The organism is Micromonospora sp. RB23 (genome assembly GCF_053585025.1).
Genome location: NZ_CM132111.1, coordinates 4574113 through 4590775, shown reverse-complemented (window position 1 = coordinate 4590775; position 16663 = coordinate 4574113). Strand labels below are relative to the sequence as shown.

General features: G+C 71.0%; 13 protein-coding genes. 12 read left to right on the top strand and 1 reads right to left on the bottom strand.

Going from position 1 to position 16663, the window contains the following annotated elements; translation table 11 throughout:
- The first annotated feature begins 23 nt into the window (after window positions 1-23).
- Entirely contained in the window at window positions 24-1652 is a 1629-nt protein-coding gene (locus tag ACTFTM_RS20965) for a serine/threonine-protein kinase (protein ID WP_449562185.1), read from the top strand.
- A complete protein-coding gene (locus tag ACTFTM_RS20960; RefSeq protein ID WP_449562184.1) occupies window positions 1649-2242 on the top strand; it encodes a hypothetical protein in 594 nt (197 codons plus the stop codon). The genes ACTFTM_RS20965 and ACTFTM_RS20960 overlap by 4 nt, the downstream gene beginning before the upstream one ends.
- Before the next feature lie 39 nt (window positions 2243-2281).
- Here the strand turns inward: ACTFTM_RS20960 and ACTFTM_RS20955 are convergent, their stop codons facing one another.
- Complete coding sequence (locus ACTFTM_RS20955; protein WP_449562183.1) at window positions 2282-3511, bottom strand: dipeptidase; 1230 nt, start codon at window positions 3509-3511, stop codon at window positions 2282-2284.
- Between the two features lie 285 nt (window positions 3512-3796).
- On the opposite strand from ACTFTM_RS20955, the gene ACTFTM_RS20950 reads away from it, so the two are divergent.
- The 10 genes from ACTFTM_RS20950 (at window position 3797) to menC (ending at window position 16654) form a co-directional block, all read left to right on the top strand.
- Complete coding sequence (locus tag ACTFTM_RS20950) at window positions 3797-5347, top strand: ABC transporter substrate-binding protein (protein ID WP_449562182.1); 1551 nt, start codon at window positions 3797-3799, stop codon at window positions 5345-5347.
- An 11-nt stretch (window positions 5348-5358) separates the two neighbouring features.
- A complete protein-coding gene (locus ACTFTM_RS20945) occupies window positions 5359-6333 on the top strand; it encodes an ABC transporter permease (protein WP_449562181.1) in 975 nt (324 codons plus the stop codon).
- Window positions 6334-6336: 3 nt separating this feature from the next.
- Window positions 6337-8247 (top strand): dipeptide/oligopeptide/nickel ABC transporter permease/ATP-binding protein, encoded by a 1911-nt coding sequence (locus ACTFTM_RS20940; protein WP_449562180.1) that lies wholly within the window; start codon window positions 6337-6339, stop codon window positions 8245-8247.
- Window positions 8244-9596, top strand: coding sequence for a serine hydrolase domain-containing protein (locus tag ACTFTM_RS20935; RefSeq protein ID WP_449562179.1), 1353 nt, complete (start codon window positions 8244-8246; stop codon window positions 9594-9596). Before ACTFTM_RS20940 ends, ACTFTM_RS20935 begins: the two co-directional genes overlap by 4 nt.
- Window positions 9597-9603: 7 nt before the next feature.
- Complete coding sequence (locus tag ACTFTM_RS20930; RefSeq protein ID WP_449562178.1) at window positions 9604-10353, top strand: ABC transporter ATP-binding protein; 750 nt, start codon at window positions 9604-9606, stop codon at window positions 10351-10353.
- Between the two features lie 30 nt (window positions 10354-10383).
- Entirely contained in the window at window positions 10384-12003 is a 1620-nt protein-coding gene (locus ACTFTM_RS20925; protein ID WP_449562177.1) for a PucR family transcriptional regulator, read from the top strand.
- A gap of 119 nt (window positions 12004-12122) precedes the next feature.
- Window positions 12123-13547 (top strand): serine hydrolase domain-containing protein, encoded by a 1425-nt coding sequence (locus tag ACTFTM_RS20920; RefSeq protein ID WP_449562176.1) that lies wholly within the window; start codon window positions 12123-12125, stop codon window positions 13545-13547.
- Window position 13548: 1 nt separating this feature from the next.
- The gene (locus ACTFTM_RS20915) at window positions 13549-14670 is read left to right on the top strand and encodes a M20 family metallopeptidase (protein ID WP_449562175.1); all 1122 of its coding nucleotides are present in this window, start codon (window positions 13549-13551) and stop codon (window positions 14668-14670) included.
- A complete protein-coding gene (locus tag ACTFTM_RS20910) occupies window positions 14667-15548 on the top strand; it encodes a GNAT family N-acetyltransferase (protein WP_449562174.1) in 882 nt (293 codons plus the stop codon). The genes ACTFTM_RS20915 and ACTFTM_RS20910 overlap by 4 nt, the downstream gene beginning before the upstream one ends.
- On the top strand, window positions 15545-16654 hold the full coding sequence (gene menC / locus ACTFTM_RS20905; RefSeq protein ID WP_449562173.1) for an o-succinylbenzoate synthase: 1110 nt from the start codon (window positions 15545-15547) through the stop codon (window positions 16652-16654). Before ACTFTM_RS20910 ends, menC begins: the two co-directional genes overlap by 4 nt.
- Window positions 16655-16663 lie beyond the last annotated feature (9 nt).

Below are 16663 nucleotides of genomic sequence, written 5' to 3'. Positions count from 1 at the left end.
CACCTCGATGTAGGGTCCTGCGCGTGACTGATCCACTCCTGCCGAGTGATCCAGTGGAGCTGGGGGGCTACCGGTTACTCGGGCGGCTCGGCCAGGGCGGTATGGGCGCGGTCTATCTCGGGCGGGACGGCAACGGGCGGCTGGTCGCGGTCAAGATGATCCGGCCCGAGTACGCCGACGACACCGAGTTTCGCGGCCGGTTCCGCAGTGAGGTCAACCGGGCCCGGCAGGTTCCGCCGTTCTGCACGGCCGAGGTGCTCGACGCCGACCCCAACCATCCCACGCCCTACCTGGTGGTCGAGTACGTGGACGGCCCCAGCCTGGCCGAGGTGATCACCCGCAACGGCCCGCTCAGCGGGGGCAGCCTGCACAGCGTCGCGGTCGGGGTGGCGACAGCGCTGGCCGCCATCCACGGCGCCGGAGTGATTCACCGGGACCTCAAGCCGGCCAACGTGCTGTTCGCGCTCGGCACCCCCAAGGTCATCGACTTCGGCATCGCCCGGGCTTTCGAAGTGACCAGTCAGCACACCCGTACCGATCAGATGGTCGGAACGGTCGCCTACATGGCGCCGGAGCGCTTCGACACCGAACGTCGTGCCGTGGTCGGCCCGGCCGCGGACGTGTTCGCCTGGGGCGCGGTCGTCACCTACGCCGGCACCGGGCGTACCCCGTTCCGGGCCGATTCGCCCGCGGCGACCGCGGCCCGGATCCTGACCCAGCCGCCGGAGCTGTCCGGGTTACCGGACCGGCTGCGCGAGGTGGTGGCCCGCACGCTGGCCAAGGACCCGACGGAGCGGCCCACCGCGCACGAACTGCTCGACCTGCTGCTGGACCTGGATACCGACGTGAAGACCAAACTGATCCGCCCGGAGCTGCTCCGGGCGGCCACGGCGGCCCGACGGACCAGCAGGTTCGGCTTCGGCCGCCGGCGACCGGGCCGGGTGCGGCGAATGGCCCTGGCCGGTGCGGCAGTGCTGGCGCTGGGCGTGACCGGAGTCCTCACCGCCCAGCTGCTGCCCTCGCTGGGGGTGGCCGGGAATGGGCAGGGCGGCGCTCCGATCACGACGGGTGGCGCCAGCACGCCCGGGCCAACCTCGTCATCGAGCCGGGTCGCGGGACGTCCGGCGATTATCGACCGGCTGGACCGGCCCGGCCAGTGGACGGACAGCCGCGACGAGGCCGAGGGCCGGTGCGTCTTCGGCGACGGGCGGCTCGAGGCCCGTACCGGGATGTCGCCGGTGTACCGCTGCCACGGTCCGCAGGACTCCTTCAAGGATCAGACCGTCAGCGTCGACGCGACGGTCCTCACCCCGGGGGCGTGTGCGGCGATCTGGTTCCGGGTGGCCGGTGCGAACGCCTACCTGGTGTCGCTCTGCGAGACCGAGGTCCGACTGGGCGTGGACACCGACGACGGCGTCACCCAGGAGGCGCGGGCCGCGGTTGCCGGAGCCGTCCTGGGACATGCACGCCGGGTGGGAGTCGTCGTGCAGGGCGACAAGGCGACCGTCGAGGTCGACGCCGCGCCACTGATCACCACCGCGCTCGGGCCGCCGTCCCTGACGGCAGGCCGGGTGACATTCGGCGTCATCGATGACGTCATCAGCGGCGACGCCCGCGCCGCGTTCGCCCGTGTGGAGGTCACGAAGCTGTGAGATGCAAGCTGCTCGCCGCGCTGCTGATGGTCGTGGTGGTCGGCGGGTGCGGCACCGGCTCGCCGGACGCCTCCTCCGCCACCACCGCGTCACCGTCGGCCGTCGCGGGCCTCGGCGGGCCCGCGAGCGACCCGCCGGGCACCCCCACGGGTACGCCGTCAAGCGCGCCGGCCGTACCGCAGCCCCGATTCGCCGACCTCACCCAGGGCAGCACCACGTCGGTGGTGACGCTGCACTCCTACGACCCGGCCAACGCATCCGCCGTCGTGGAACCGATCCTCTTCATGACCAGCGACGCGTACTGCCGGGCATTCAAGATCGATCGATCGGACGGCCGGTGTACGCACCTGGCGTACATCACGGAGGAGAGCCATACCAAGGTCACCGTGCCGCTCGCCGATGACGTCGATTACTTCACCTGGGAGGACGCCCAGGGGGACGTGTGCATGGACGCCCCGGAGAAGGGGGGCACGTGTCCCATGACGGGCACACAGTTCGCCGCGTGGTTCGCGCTCAACAAGGGAGCCATGGTCGCGGTCGCCACCGAACTCGGCATCATCACCCGCATGGCGATCGTCTACACGCCCTGATTGTCTCCCCGGTTGAAGACCGGGCCGCCGCTCGGTGCCTCAGCCGGCGGGGGAGCGAGGCCAGAGGATCTCGTCGGCGGCGTCCTCGGCCGCCTGAAGGACCCGGAGGATGTTCCGGCCGGTCAGCTTCTCCAGGTCGGCCTGTGACCAGCCGCGCTGCCCGAGTTCATTCAGCAGCCGCGGGTAGCCGGACACGTCTTCGAGGCCGATCGGCTGGCGATCGCAACCGTCGTAGTCGCCCCCCAGCCCGACGTGGTCCATCCCGGCGACCGCGCGAACGTGGTCGACGTGGTCGGCGACCTGGGCGATGGTGGCCTCCGGCCGGGGATGCGTCGTCAGCCAGGCCCGGAAGGGTTCAGGAGCGTCGGCCGGGACACCGGGCAGGCCGAAGGCGGACGACGCGGGTCCGGCGGGAAGGGACGACGGCAGGTGTTCGCCGGGGCGCGGCGCGCGCGTCCATTCGTCCTCCGCCGGCGGCAGGCCCAGCCGTCGCCACTCCTCGGTCGCCGCCGCGAGCCACTCGGCGACCTCGCCGGAGACGAACGGCGGCGCGAACGCGACCATGCACACGCCGCCGTTGTCCCGCAGTCGGACAAGGACGTCGTCGGGCACGTTGCGGCTGTGCCCGGTGAGCTGCCTGGCCGAGGAGTGGCTGAAGATCACCGGAGCGGTGGCGACGGCCAGGGCCGCGCGCATCGTCGTCTCCGCCACGTGCGACAGGTCGCCGAGCACCCCGATGCGCTGCATCTCGGCGACGATCGCACGGCCCTCGTCGTTCAGGCCCCCGACGCCGGGCCGGTCGGTCGCCGAATCGGCCCAGGAGGTGTTGTGGTTGTGGGTCAGGGTCACGTAGCGCACGCCCAGCCGGGCGAAAGAGCGCAGCACCCCGAGCGAGGAGGCCAGGCTGTGTCCGCCCTCGATGCCGATCAGGGAAGCGATCCTGCCGGTGCTCAGGGCCCGCTCCACGTCCCGGGCTGAATACGCGATCGCCAGCTCGTCCGGATACTCGGCGGTCAGGCGGTACACGGCGTCGATCTGCTCCATCGTCGCCACGACCGCATCCGGTTCGCTGAGGTCCGACGGCACGTACACGGACCAGAACTGCCCACCCACCCCACCGGCGCGCAGCCGGCCCAGGTCGGTCTGCAACTCGGGCCGCTCATGCAGGCCGGTCACCCGATAGCCGCTTCGGGCCCGCAGAGCCAGCGGCAGGTCGTTGTGCCCGTCGATCACCGGCATGGCACGCAGAGCGGCTTCGACCACGGACATCTGTCAGCTCCTCACCGTCGGCTGTTCGGCGACGTCGGCCGGGTCACGGCTGACCCCGGTGGCTCGCGTGCCAGGAGCCATCCTGCCGCCGGAGGCCACAGGTGTCTTCGTGCGGTGCGACGAGACCGGGGGTGGATTCCTGTCCGCCCTTCCACCACTTCGGGTAGCGGTCGCTGTCGTCGCCGACGACGAATCGGCAGGCGTCGTGTTGTCGGTGGCACCGAAGACAACCGGGCGCGGTGATCGGCAGTCTTGCCGGACACGTAGGTGGGTGGAGGCGGCGCGATGAAGGCTCTTAAGTTGACGGCGGTGCTCGGCGTGGCCGTCCTGACGATGAGTGCGTGTGGTGGCGGTTCCGGCGACAGCGGCGGAACCGACCTGGTCAACGGCAAGACCTTCGTCATGGCACTGCCTGGCGACCCCGGCAACCTCGATCCACACTTCACCTCCCTGTCGGTCACCGGTCAGGTCGGCCGCTTCCTGTACGACTCGCTGCTCGGGTTCGCCCCGGACGGGCGGTTGCTTCCCGGCCTCGCCGCGTCGTGGGAGTCGGCGGGCACCACGGCGACGTTCACGCTGCGCAGGAACGTCACCTGCTCCGACGGCAGCGCGCTGACCGCGAGCACCGTGGCCGCGAACATCAACTTCGTCGGCGATGTCAAGAACGCCTCGACGCGGATCGGCACATACGTCCCGGCCGGCGCCAAGGCCACGGCGGACGACAGCGCCGGAACCGTCGCTGTGACGGTGCCCGCCCCGGACGCGTTCCTGGACCGCAATCTGGGCGGCCTGCCGATCGTCTGCGACGCCGGTCTCAAGGACCGCGCCAAGCTCAAGCAGAACGCCCTGGGCTCCGGCATGTTCACGCTCACCGAGGCGGTTCCCGACGACCACTACACGCTGACCCGGCGCAAGGAATACGCGTGGGGGCCCGGCGATTTCAAGGCGGACCAGGCCGGACTGCCCGACAAGGTGGTGCTGCGGGTCGTCGCGAACGAGGCCACCACCGCCAACCTGATGCTCTCCGGCGAGGTGAACGCGGCCCGCTTCACCGGGCCGGACGGCCAGCGGTTGCAGGGCGCCGCGTACCTCAAGCGCGACATCATGGCACCGACCGGAGAGATGTGGTTCAACCAGAAGCCCGGCCTGCCCACCGCGGCGCTGGACCTGCGCCGAGCGCTGGTGCAGGCCCTCGACCTCGCCCAGCTTCGGCAGGTCTTCGTGAGCGGGCGTGGCGGCCCACCGACCGGGCTGGTCGTCCCCGCCACCAGCCCCTGCAAGCAGGACACCGTGACCGGTAACCTCCCGACATTCGACGCCGCCGGCGCGAAGACGGCCGTGGCCGCGGCCTTGAACGGCAAGCCCGTCAAGCTGACCGTCGCGTTCGACACGTCGTCCGGTCCGGGTGCGCAGGCCGCAGCGGAGCTCGTGCAGCAACAGTGGGCCGCCGCCGGCGTACGAGTGGAACTGAAGTCGGTGACCGAGGCGCAGATCGGTCAGATCGCCTCCGGCCAGTTCGCCTGGGACGTGGCGATGTTCCCGATCGGCGTGTCGCTGCCCAGTCAGCTGGTGCCGTTCTTCTCCGGGCCCACGCCCCCCAACGGCAGCAACTTCGCCAGTGTCCGCAACGACGCCTACGTGGCCGCGGTGACCGCCGCCGCCAGAACCCCCGGTGACGGGGGATGCGATCAGTGGGCCGCGGCGGAGAAGGCCCTGCTGCAACACCTCGACCTGGTGCCGTTCGCCAACTCCAACGTGCCGGTGTACGCCCGGGGATCGCAGTTGGACCTCTCCACGGGCGACGTCGACCCGGCGTCCATCCGGATGCTCGGCTGAGGAGCACCAGCGTGACCGCGACGACCGTGACCGCCCTGGCCGAGAACCAGTGGATCCGGTTCACGCTGCGCCGCTGCGGACGACTGCTGCTGTCACTGTGGGTCCTGGTGAGCGCCGCGTTCCTCATGATCCATGCGCTGCCCGGCGACCCGGTCCGGGCCGCGTTGGGCCCCACCGCTCCGAGCGCGCTGGTCGAGCAGCGGCGTGCGCAGATGGGCCTGGACGATCCGCTCGCGCTGCAGTACGCGCACTTTCTCGGCCGTCTGTTCACCGGGGACCTGGGGACGTCGATGACCTCGGGCCTGCCGGTCGCCGACGTCATCGGGGACCGGATCGGCTCCACCGTCACGATGGCGGCGCTGGCGTTCTCCGTGGCTCTGCTCGTCGCGATACCGCTGGGGCTGGTGATGGCGGTGCTGGCCCGAAGTGGGCGTCGGGCAGCCGACGGGCTCTTCACGTCGGCCGGCATCGTGGCCGCCACCATCCCGGAGTTCCTCCTGGCGGTCGGCCTGGTGTTCGTGTTCGGCGTGCAGCTCGGCTGGGCGCCGGTGGCCGGACGATCCGGGGCCGGCTCCTACGTGCTGCCCGTGGTGGCACTGGCCGTCGGGCCGGCGTTCGTGCTGGCCCGCATCATCCGCGTGGAACTGCTGACCGTGCTGCACGCCGACTACATCCGCACGGCCCGGGCGAAACGGTTGCCACCGTGGCTGCTCTACCTGCGGCACGCGCTGCCGAACGCGCTGACCGCCGCCCTGACCATCGGCGGCCTCCTGTTGGGTTCGCTGGTGGCCGGGACCGTGCTGGTGGAGAACATCTTCGCGTGGCCGGGGCTGGGTGGCACGATCGTCCAGTCCATCCTCGCCAAGGACTATCCGACCGTGCAGGGCGTGGTCCTCGTCTACGGGGCCGGCGTGCTGCTGGTCAACCTCGCCGTCGACGTGGTCCTCGCCGTGCTCGACCCGCGCTCCGCGATCCGGGAGGGCTGAACCATGGCGGGAGCGACGGCGCGACGGTGGGTCACGGTGCTGCGCAGTCCGCTGGGCATCCTCGCCGTGCTGCTGCTGTTGGTGGTGCTCGGCCTCACCGTGCTGGCGTACCCGCTGTGGCACGCCCGCGCGCACGCGGTGGTGCCGGCGGAGATCCTGCAGGGTCCATCCGCCCGGCACCCGGCCGGCACCGACCTGCTCGGCCGGGACATCCTGGCCCGGGTGCTGGTGGCGACCCGGCTGTCAGTCGGCCTGGCGCTCGCCGCCACCGGCATCGGCGTGGCCGTCGGCCTCCTGCTCGGCGCGGCCACAGCGCTGGCCGGAAAGCGGTTCGGGCGCTGGATCGGCACGCTCGTCAACATCGCGGTGGCGTTCCCGAATCTGTTGCTGGCGCTGTTCTTCGCGGTGGTCTTCGGGGTCGGGGCCAAGGGCGCGGTACTGGCCATCGGGTTCGCGATCGCGCCCGGCTTCGCCCGGCTCACCCAGACGCTCGCCGCGGCTGTCTCCGGGCGAGACTTCATCGCCGCCGCCCGCATCGCCGGAGTGGGCCGCGTCCGCATCCTCTTTCGGCATGTGCTGCCCAACATCGCCGAGCCCCTCGTGGTCACCGCCACATCGGCCGCCGGCAGCGCGTTGCTGGCGTTCGCCGGTCTGTCGTTCCTCGGGCTGGGTGTGCAGGCACCGTCCTACGACTGGGGGCGGCTGCTCGGCGAGGGCCTGACACAGATCTACATCCACCCGGCGGGAGCACTCGCGGCAGGGCTCGCTGTCGTCGTCGCGGCGTTGGCGTTCAACCTCGCCGGGGAGGTCGCGGCTCGGGCGCTCAGCTCGCATGCCGCCCAGCACGGTCTCCGGCGCCCACCCGCACCGGAACTGGCTCCCGTCGTACCAACGGGAGAACCGACGGTGCTGGCCGTGGAGAACCTCAGCGTCTCCTTCCCGGCCGACAAGGGCTTCGTCACTCCCGTACGCGGAGTCAGCATGACGCTGCGACGGGGTGAGTCGGTCGGCATCGTCGGCGAGTCCGGTTCCGGCAAGAGCCTGACCGCGCTGGCGATCGCCCGGCTCGTGGAGAGTCCGGGCCTGGTACGGGCCGACCGGCTCGACTTCCTCGGCACCGACCTGCGGGCCGAGGACTCCCGCTCGGTGCGCGGCCTGCTCGGCACGTCGCTCGCGATGGTCTTCCAGGACCCGATGACGTCGTTGAATCCGATCCAGCGGATCGGCCGTCAGCTCGCCGAGGTGGCCGAACGGCATCAGCGGATGAACCGACGCAGGGCCTGGGACCGGGCGGTGGAACGGCTCGATGCCGTACGCATCCCCGCTGCCGCCCGGCGCGCCCGGCAACTGCCGCACGAGTTGTCCGGCGGCATGCGTCAACGGGCGATGATCGGCATGGGCATCATGGCCCAGCCTTCGTTGATCATCGCCGACGAGCCGACCACGGCGCTCGACGTGACAGTGCAACGTCAGGTGCTGGAACTCCTGGCCGAGGTTCGCGGCGGCAACCAGGCAGCCCTCCTGTTCATCAGCCACGACATCACCGTCGTCGCCGAGGTGTGCGTGCGGGTGCTGGTCATGTATGCCGGTCACATCGTCGAGGACCTGCCCAGCGCGGCGCTGCTGCGCGACGCGCGGCACCCGTACACCCGGGCGTTGGCCGCCGCCGTGCCCACCATGGAAACCGACCGGGAACAACCACTCGCCGTGATTCCCGGCCGCCCCGCTGATCCGCGCCGACCAGTCGCCGGCTGCCCGTTCGCCCCCCGCTGCCCGCTGGCCACGGAGCAGTGCCACGAGCAGAACCCGCCACTGGCCACGTACGGCACCGCGCACCGCGTCGCGTGCTGGCACGCCGATCTCGCACCGCCGGCGGTGGCACCCGTCACCGTTTCGGAAGGAGACCTGAGATGAACCTCGAGCACCGGCTCGCCACGATCGCAGCACGTCACGGCGTCCCCGGCGCCGCCGTGGGCATCCTGCACGGCGACACCATCACCGAAGCCGCCTGCGGTGTCCTGAACCGGGCGACCGGCGTGGAGGCCACCACCGACTCGCTGTTCCAGATCGGGTCGATCACCAAGGTGTGGACCGCGACCGTGGTCATGCGGCTGGTCGACGACGGGCTGCTGGATCTCGATGCGCCGCTGGTCGACGTGCTCCCGGAGCTGCTGCTCCGGGACGCCGACGTGACCAGGAAGCTGACCATGCGCCATCTGCTCACGCACACCAGCGGCATCGACGGTGACATCTTCACCGACACCGGCCGCGGCGACGACTGCCTCAAGAAGTACGTCGCACTGCTGGCCGAGGCCGCCCTGACCCACCCGCTGGGCGCTACCTGGTCGTACTCGAACTCGGGGTACTCGCTGGCCGGCAGGGTGATCGAGAAGCTGACCGGTGACACCTGGGACGCGGCGCTGCGAGAGATGCTGTTCCGACCGCTCGGGCTGACACACACCGTCACGTTGCCGGAGGAGGCGCTGCTGTTCCGTACCGCGGTCGGTCATCTGCCCGGCGCCGACGGCTCCCCGGAACCGGCGTCGCAGTGGGGCATCCCCCGATCCGCCGGCCCGGCCGGCGGCGTCACCGCCACCGTCGGCGACGTGCTCCGCTTTGCCCGCATGCACCTGAACAGTGGCAGATCCGCCGATGGCGCCGCTGTGCTCAGCACCACGGCGACCACCGCGATGGCCGCCCACCAGGTGGAACTGCCCGACAAACACACTGTCGGTGACTCCTGGGGGCTCGGCTGGGAGCGGATGGGCTGGGACGGCCACCGGCTCATCGGTCACGATGGCAACACCATCGGCCAGGCCGCGTTCCTGCGCCTGCTGCCCGAGCGGGATATCGCCGTGGCACTGCTCACCAACGGCGGTAACGCCGCAAGACTGTACGAGGAGTTGTACCGGGAGATTTTCGCCGAGATCGCCGACGTGGCCGTGCCGCACCCACTCGGACCGCCGGACAAACCGGTGGCGATGGACGTGGCCCCGTACGCGGGGCTCTACGAGCGGGCCAGCATCCGGCAGGAGGTGCTCACCGGCGGGGACGGCCCGATCCTGCGGGTATCCGTGACCGGGCCGCTCGCGGAGGTGCTCAAGGACCAGAACGTCGACTACCGCATGGTCGCGGTCGCTCCGGACCTGTTCGTCTGCCAGGACCCGACGACCGGCAACTGGATGGCCGCCACGTTCTACCAGATCGAGAGCGGGGAGCGCTACGTTCACTTCGGAGCCCGCGCCACACCCCGGGTCGGGTGAGGTCGACATGCCCGAGCTTGTTTTCGAGGACGTCACCGTACGGTTCGGCACCCGCCGGCGCGGGACCGTGGCGGTCGACAGTGTGAACCTGACCGTGCCGGCCGGAGCGGTCGTCGGCCTGGTCGGCGAGTCCGGGTCGGGCAAGTCGACACTGGCCCGCGCCGCGGCCGGGCTGACGCCCGTCACCGGCGGCCGGATCCTGCTCGGCGGGCAACCGCTGGACGCGGTTCGGGCGCGTGGACGACGTCCGCTGCAGATGGTCTTCCAGGACCCGTACTCCGCGCTCGATCCCCGGATGGCGATCGGCGCGTCGATCGCCGAGGCCGTGCCCCGCGGCAGCACCACGGCGCAGCGCCGCGCCGAGGTCGCGCGGCTGCTCGGTCTCGTCGATCTGCCGCCCGAACTGTCCACCGCCAGCCCGGATCAACTGTCCGGCGGTCAACGGCAGCGGGTCGCGCTCGCGCGGGCGCTCGCCGGGCAACCCGAGGTCCTGGTGGCCGACGAGATCACCTCCGCGCTGGACGTCTCCATTCAGGGCGCCGTGCTCAACATGGTCCGGGACCTGCAACGGCGGATGCGGTTGACAATGCTGTTCATCTCGCACAACCTCGCGGTGGTGCGCTACGTCAGCGACTTCGTTGCGGTCATGCACCAGGGCCGGATCGTGGAGTACGGCCCGGTGGACGACGTGCTGACGGATCCGCGGGACCCCTACACCCGGGACCTGCTCGCCGCGATTCCGCACGCCCGGGCGTAGGCCCGGCCGAGACAGGACGGCGGTCACCCGATGCAGCCTCGTGCGAGCCTGGGCCGGATCCTCGACGACCTCGGCGCCACGTTGCTCGACCTGGTTCACGGCGACTCGCACACCGGCGCGCCGATCGGCGGCGTCTCGATCCACGACCCGTTGGACGAGCTCGTTCTGCCGCCGCACGCCCTGGTGCTCGGCGTCGGCCTGCGGGAAATCCACGAGATCGCCGACCTGCTGCGTGCGCTCGGCACGCACGGCGCCGCCGGTCTCGTGGTCCGTGGTCCCCTGGCCGACTCCGACAGCCTGCGATCAGCCTCCCAGGAGTCCGGGGTGGCGCTGCTCGCGCTGACCCGCGGCGCATCCTGGGCGCAGCTCGCTGCCCTGCTGCGGTCCATGCTCGGTCAGGGCGACGTCGGCGACGCCGGACCGGAGACGCTCGGCGGGATGCCCTCCGGGGATCTGTTCGCGGTGGCCAACGCGGTCGCGGCCCTGGTCGACGCGCCGGTCACCATCGAGGACCCGGACTCACGGGTGCTGGCATTCTCCGGGCGTCAGGAGGAGGCCGACGAGTCCCGGGTGGAGACGATCCTCGGTCGGCAGGTGCCGGAACGGTACGCGCGAGTGTTGGCCGAATCCGGCGTCATCCACGACGTGCGCAACAGCGAGCAACCGGTGTTCGTGGCACCGCTGCCCAGCATGGCCACCTTCCTGGTGCCGCGCGTCGCCGTGGCGGTCCGCGCCGGCGACGAGTTCCTCGGCTCCATCTGGGCAGCCGTACGCGAGCCTCTGAGCCCGGACCGGTCCCGTGCCTTCAGCGACGCGGCGAAACTGGTCGCCCTGCACCTGCTGCGGTTACGGGCCGGCGCGGACGTCGCACGGCGGTTGCGGACCGACCTGGTCAGCACAGCGCTGGAGGGAGGCTCGGGCGCTCGGGAGGCCCTGGCCCGGCTGGGGCTCACCGATCAGCCGCTGGTGGTGCTCGCGCTCGCGCCGGCCGAGCGGATCACCCCGGGCGTCGATGACCGATCCGGGGTCGTCGCGCAACGCCAGCGCCTCGGAGACGCGCTGGCGATGCATCTGGGCACGGTGCATCCGGCCAGCGCGGTCGCCCTGCTCGGCGATGTGACGTACGGGCTGTTGCCGGTCGGCCGCGACGCGCCGGCGAAGCAGGCGGCCCGGGTGACCGCCGGGTTCCTCGATCGGATCGGCACCCGACTGCCGGCGATGGCCGGTGTGAGCCCGGTGGCGAACACACCCACCGACCTGCCCGCCGCCCGCACCAGCGCGGACCGGGCCCTTCGTGTGCTGTGCGCCGGGCGGGGCGGTTCGCGCCGGGTCGCCCATCTCGCCGACGTGTACACCGAGGCGTTGCTGCTCGAAATGGGCGACGCCATCGCGGCTCGTGGGGACGCACCCAGCGGCGTGGTGGCGCGGCTGATCGCGTACGACGCGGAGCACCAGTCCAGCCTCGTCGAAACGTTGTCGGCCTGGCTGGACGCGTTCGGTGACGTGGTCGCGGCGGCGGCGGCGTTGCACGTGCATCCCAACACGTTCCGGTACCGGTTGCGGCGCCTCGCCGAGCTGGGCGGCCTGGATCTGACCGATCCGCACGCGCGCTTCGGCGTGATGCTCCAGCTGCGCGTGTTCGGACTCTGACAGCCGATCTTGGTCGTCCGGACGAGAGTGGCGTGCCCGTCTCGTGCCGCCGCACCAAGACAGCGATCGCGGTGACCGGCAAGCTTCGTACCAGAGTTCCCCAACGCCAGGAGAGTGCCGTGGTATCGCCGATCGGCTGCACCGCCACCCGGAGAGAAAGGTCGACGGACATCAACGTTGAACTCTGGCAGCGTCGCCTGGCCACGCTCGCCGAACAGCACCGCGTTCCCGGCGCCACGCTCGGCATCCTGCGGCTGCGCCCGGATGGACCGGACGAACTCTTCGAGGCCGCGTACGGCGTACTCAATGTGAACACCGGGGTCGAGACGACCACCGATTCGGTGTTCCAGATCGGCTCCGTCAGCAAGGTGTGGACCGCAACCCTCGCGATGCAGTTGGTGGACGAGGGGCTACTCGATCTCGACGATCCGGTGGTCCGGGTGCTGCCGGAACTCACCCTGTCGGACCCGACGGTGGCCGAGCAGGTGACGATGCGCCATCTGCTCGCCCACACCAGTGGCATCGACGGCGACGTCTTCACCGACACCGGACGCGGTGACGATTGTCTGGAGAAGTACGTGGCAACGCTGCGCGACGAGGCGCAGAACCACCCGCTCGGCGCCACCTGGTCGTACTGCAACTCCGGGTTCGTGCTCGCCGGGCTCGTCATCGAGAAGCTGACCGGGATGACCTGGGACGCCGCTGTCCGGACCCGGCTGACCGGGCCGCTCGGGTTGGCGCGTACCAGCACGCTGCCCGAGGAGGCCCTGCTGGAACGGACCGCGTGCGGGCACACCGACAGCGCCGACGGACCGGAACGGGTCCCGCAGTGGATGCTCCCGCGTGCGCTCGGGCCGGCCGGCCTCATCAACGCCAGCGTCGCGGATCTGCTGCGCTTCGCCCGGATGCACCTCACCGGGGGTGTGGCGGAGGACGGCACCCGCGTGCTCAGCGAGCGCAGCACCGCGGCGATGGCGGAACACGAGGTCGACCTGCCCGACCGGTACACCCTCGGCGACTCGTGGGGTCTGGGCTGGATCCGCTTCGGCTGGGACGGGCGTCGGCTCATCGGCCACGACGGCAACACCATCGGGCAGTCCGCCTTTCTGCGGTTGCTGCCGGAGCAGAACATGGCGGTGGCGCTGCTGACCAACGGTGGCAGTGCCGGGGACCTCTACCGAGATCTGTACCGGGAGATCTTCGCCGACATCGCCGGCGTGACGATGCCACCGCCGTTCACGCCGCCCGCCGAGCCGGTGTCGGTGGACGTGACACCGCACCTGGGCACGTACGAGCGAGCGAGCACTCGGTTGGAGGTCCTCGACGGCGCGGACGGCCCGGTGCTGCGGATGACCGTGACCGGCCCGCTCGCCGAGCTGACGCCCGATCCCGTCAAGGAACTACCTCTGATCGCGGTCGGCACGGATCTGTTCGCGATCCGTCTGCCGGACCGGGACTCGTGGATGCCGGTGACGTTCTACCGGCTGCCCACGGGGGAGCAGTACCTGCATGTCGGCGTTCGCGCCACGCCGAAGGTGACGTGAGATGAGTCTGCGGGAACGCCTCACCAGTCGTCTGCCGCACATGCTGGAGGACATCGCGGAGTTGGTCGGGTGCGAGTCGCCATCGGCCGACCTCGCCGCCGTGGCCCGAAGCGCCGACGTCCTGGCTGCCGTCGGACAGCGGCGGCTCGGCGTGCCGGCGGAGAAGATCGTTCTCGACGGGCACACCCACCTGCGGTGGCGCTTCGGTTCGGGGCCGCCGACGGTGCTGCTGCTGGGTCACCACGACACGGTCTGGCCGATCGGTTCCCTTCGCGACCGGCCGTACGAGGTGAGGGACGGCATCCTGCGTGGACCGGGGTGCTTCGACATGAAGGTCGGCGTTGTCCAGGCGCTGCACGCGGTCGCCGAGCTGCACGACCGTACCGGCGTGACGCTTCTCGTGACCGGCGACGAGGAGCTGGGATCGCCCAGCTCCCGATCACTCATCGAACAGGAGGCGGCGGGAGCCGCCGCAGCTCTGGTGTTGGAGGCTTCCGCCGCCCGTGGCGCTCTCAAGACCGCCCGCAAGGGCATGTCCCGTTACGTCGTGCACGTCGAGGGACTCGCCGCGCACGCCGGCCTGGAACCGGAGCGTGGTATCAACGCCGGGGTCGAGGTCGCCCACCAGATCCTCGCCGTTCTCGCCCTGGCCGATCCGAGCCGAGGTACGAGCGTGGTGCCGACCGCGATGTCCGCCGGCAGCGCGGGCAACACCGTTCCGGCGACCGGCACGTTCGTCGTGGACGTGCGAGTACGCGACACCGACGAGCAGCGACGGGTCGATCTCGCCCTGCGGGAGCTGCGGCCGGCCGTCCCGGGCACCCGGCTGACCATCGAGGGTGGGCCCAACCGGCCGCCGTTGCCGTCTTCGGCGTCCGAGGCGCTGTACGAACGCGCCGCAGCGGTGGCGCGAGACATCGGTCTGCCGGTCCCCGGGCGGGCCGCCGTCGGAGGCGCGTCGGACGGAAACCTCACCGCTGGCGTGGGCACGCCCACGCTGGACGGGCTCGGGGCGGTCGGCGGCGGGGCGCACGCCGACTCCGAGCATGTCGTGGTCGCGGAGATCCCGCACCGGACGGCGTTGGTGGCCGCGCTCACCAGGGCCTTACTGGAGCAGCCGTGAGTGCGGCCGTTGCGGTGAGCAGCACCCCCGGGGATGACGCCTCGGCCTCCGCGGCGGCGGCCCGGGTCCGCGTCGCGGCACTGACCGAGCTCGACGACCTGCGCGCCGTGCACCGGCTGCTGATCAGCATCTGGCAACGGACTCCGGACAATCCACCGATGACGCCCGAGCTTCTGCGCGCTCTCAGCCTGGCGGGCAACTATGTGGCCGGGGCGTTCGACGGCAGTGAGCTCGTCGGGGCGTGCGTGGGCTTCTTCGCCGCCCCTGAGCGCCGCGAACTGCACAGTCACATCGCCGGAGTCTCGGCCACCGTCCTGGGCCGCGGGGTGGGACACGCACTGAAGCTGCACCAGCGGGCCTGGGCGCTGCAGCAGGGCGCGGCCACCATCGCCTGGACGTTCGATCCGCTCGTCGGCCGTAACGCGTACTTCAATCTGGTGAAGCTGGCGGCGACGCCGACGCGTTACCTGACGAACTTCTACGGCAGCATGCATGACGGGATCAACGGCGACGACGACACCGATCGCCTCCTGCTGCACTGGAGTCTCGCGGACCCTGAGGTACGGCAGGCGTCGGCTGGCCGCGTACGCCGATGGGACGCCGCGGCACGGCGGCGAGCCGGTGCGGAGGTGGCCCTCGACCGGGATGCCGACGGTGCGCCGGTGATCGGCAGCACCACTGGCGACGACCTGCTCGTGGCCACCCCCGAGGACATCGAGAAGCTACGCGTGGCTGACCCGGCAACCGCCCGCCAGTGGCGCCGGGCACTGCGGGAAGTGCTGGGCTCATTACTGGCCGAAGGCGCGACGGTCCTCGGATTCGACCGGGCAGGGTGGTACCTGCTCAGGCGTGACAGTGCGACGAGGAGAGATGGATGAAACTCACCGGCATCGAGTTACGCCGCGTCCGCATGCCACTGGTGGCACCGTTTCGGACCTCATTCGGGGTCGAACACGACCGGGACATCCTGTTGGTTCGCGCGGTCACGGACGAGGCGGAGGGCTGGGGGGAGTGCGTGGCGATGGCCGACCCGCTCTATTCCAGCGAATACGTCGAGGCTGCCGCGGACGTCCTGCGTCGGTATCTCATCCCCGCCCTTGGCGCCCGGCCACCTGCCGACGCGACCGCGGTCGGCCCGACGCTGCAGCGGTTCAAGGGACACCGGATGGCGAAGGCGGCGTTGGAGACGGCGGTGCTCGACGCGGAACTGCGGGCCGGTCGCCGGAGCCTGGCGCGCGAACTCGGTGCGGTGCGGGACAGGGTGCCGGCCGGCGTTTCGGTCGGCATCATGGACTCGGTCGACCGACTGCTGTCCGACGTGGAGGGTTACCTCGATGAGGGCTACATCCGGATCAAGCTGAAGGTTCAGCCCGGCTGGGACGTCGAGCCCGTCCGCGCGGTACGGGAGCGCTTCGGCGACGACGTGCTCCTGCAGGTCGACGCGAACACCGCGTACACCCTCGGGGATGTCGCGCTGCTGGCCGCGCTTGACCCGTTCGGGCTGCTGCTGATCGAGCAGCCGCTCGACGAGGAGGACATCCTGGGTCATGCGGCGCTGGCGCGGCAGGTGCGCACTCCCATCTGCCTCGACGAGTCGATCGTTTCGGCGCGTGCCGCCGCGGATGCGATCCGCCTCGGGGCGTGTCACATCGTCAACGTCAAGCCGGGTCGGGTCGGTGGCTATCTCGAGGCCAGGCGCATTCACGACGTCTGCGCGGCCCACGGTGTACCGGTGTGGTGCGGCGGCATGCTCGAGACCGGCATCGGTCGAGCGGCGAACGTGGCACTCGCGGCGTTGCCGAACTTCACCCTGCCCGGGGACACCTCCGCCTCCGGCCGCTACTACCGGACGGATCTGACCGAGCCGTTCGTCCTGGACGACGGGCACCTCGCCGTGCCCAACGGCTTCGGCATCGGCGTCGCTCCGGTGCCGGAGATCCTCGCCGAGATGACGACATCGCTCGAATGGCTACCCCTGGCCTGAATCCGCCTG

What these genes read in the sequence shown, in the direction of transcription:
- ACTFTM_RS20950 (WP_449562182.1), top strand. Translation starts at nt 3,797, where the DNA reads ATGAAGGCTCTTAAGTTGACGGCGGTGCTCGGCGTGGCCGTCCTGACG.
- ACTFTM_RS20935 (WP_449562179.1), top strand. Translation starts at nt 8,244, where the DNA reads ATGAACCTCGAGCACCGGCTCGCCACGATCGCAGCACGTCACGGCGTC.
- ACTFTM_RS20955 (WP_449562183.1), bottom strand. Translation starts at nt 3,511, where the DNA reads ATGTCCGTGGTCGAAGCCGCTCTGCGTGCCATGCCGGTGATCGACGGG.
- ACTFTM_RS20925 (WP_449562177.1), top strand. Translation starts at nt 10,384, where the DNA reads ATGCAGCCTCGTGCGAGCCTGGGCCGGATCCTCGACGACCTCGGCGCC.
- ACTFTM_RS20915 (WP_449562175.1), top strand. Translation starts at nt 13,549, where the DNA reads ATGAGTCTGCGGGAACGCCTCACCAGTCGTCTGCCGCACATGCTGGAG.
- ACTFTM_RS20930 (WP_449562178.1), top strand. Translation starts at nt 9,604, where the DNA reads ATGCCCGAGCTTGTTTTCGAGGACGTCACCGTACGGTTCGGCACCCGC.
- ACTFTM_RS20940 (WP_449562180.1), top strand. Translation starts at nt 6,337, where the DNA reads ATGGCGGGAGCGACGGCGCGACGGTGGGTCACGGTGCTGCGCAGTCCG.
- menC (WP_449562173.1), top strand. Translation starts at nt 15,545, where the DNA reads ATGAAACTCACCGGCATCGAGTTACGCCGCGTCCGCATGCCACTGGTG.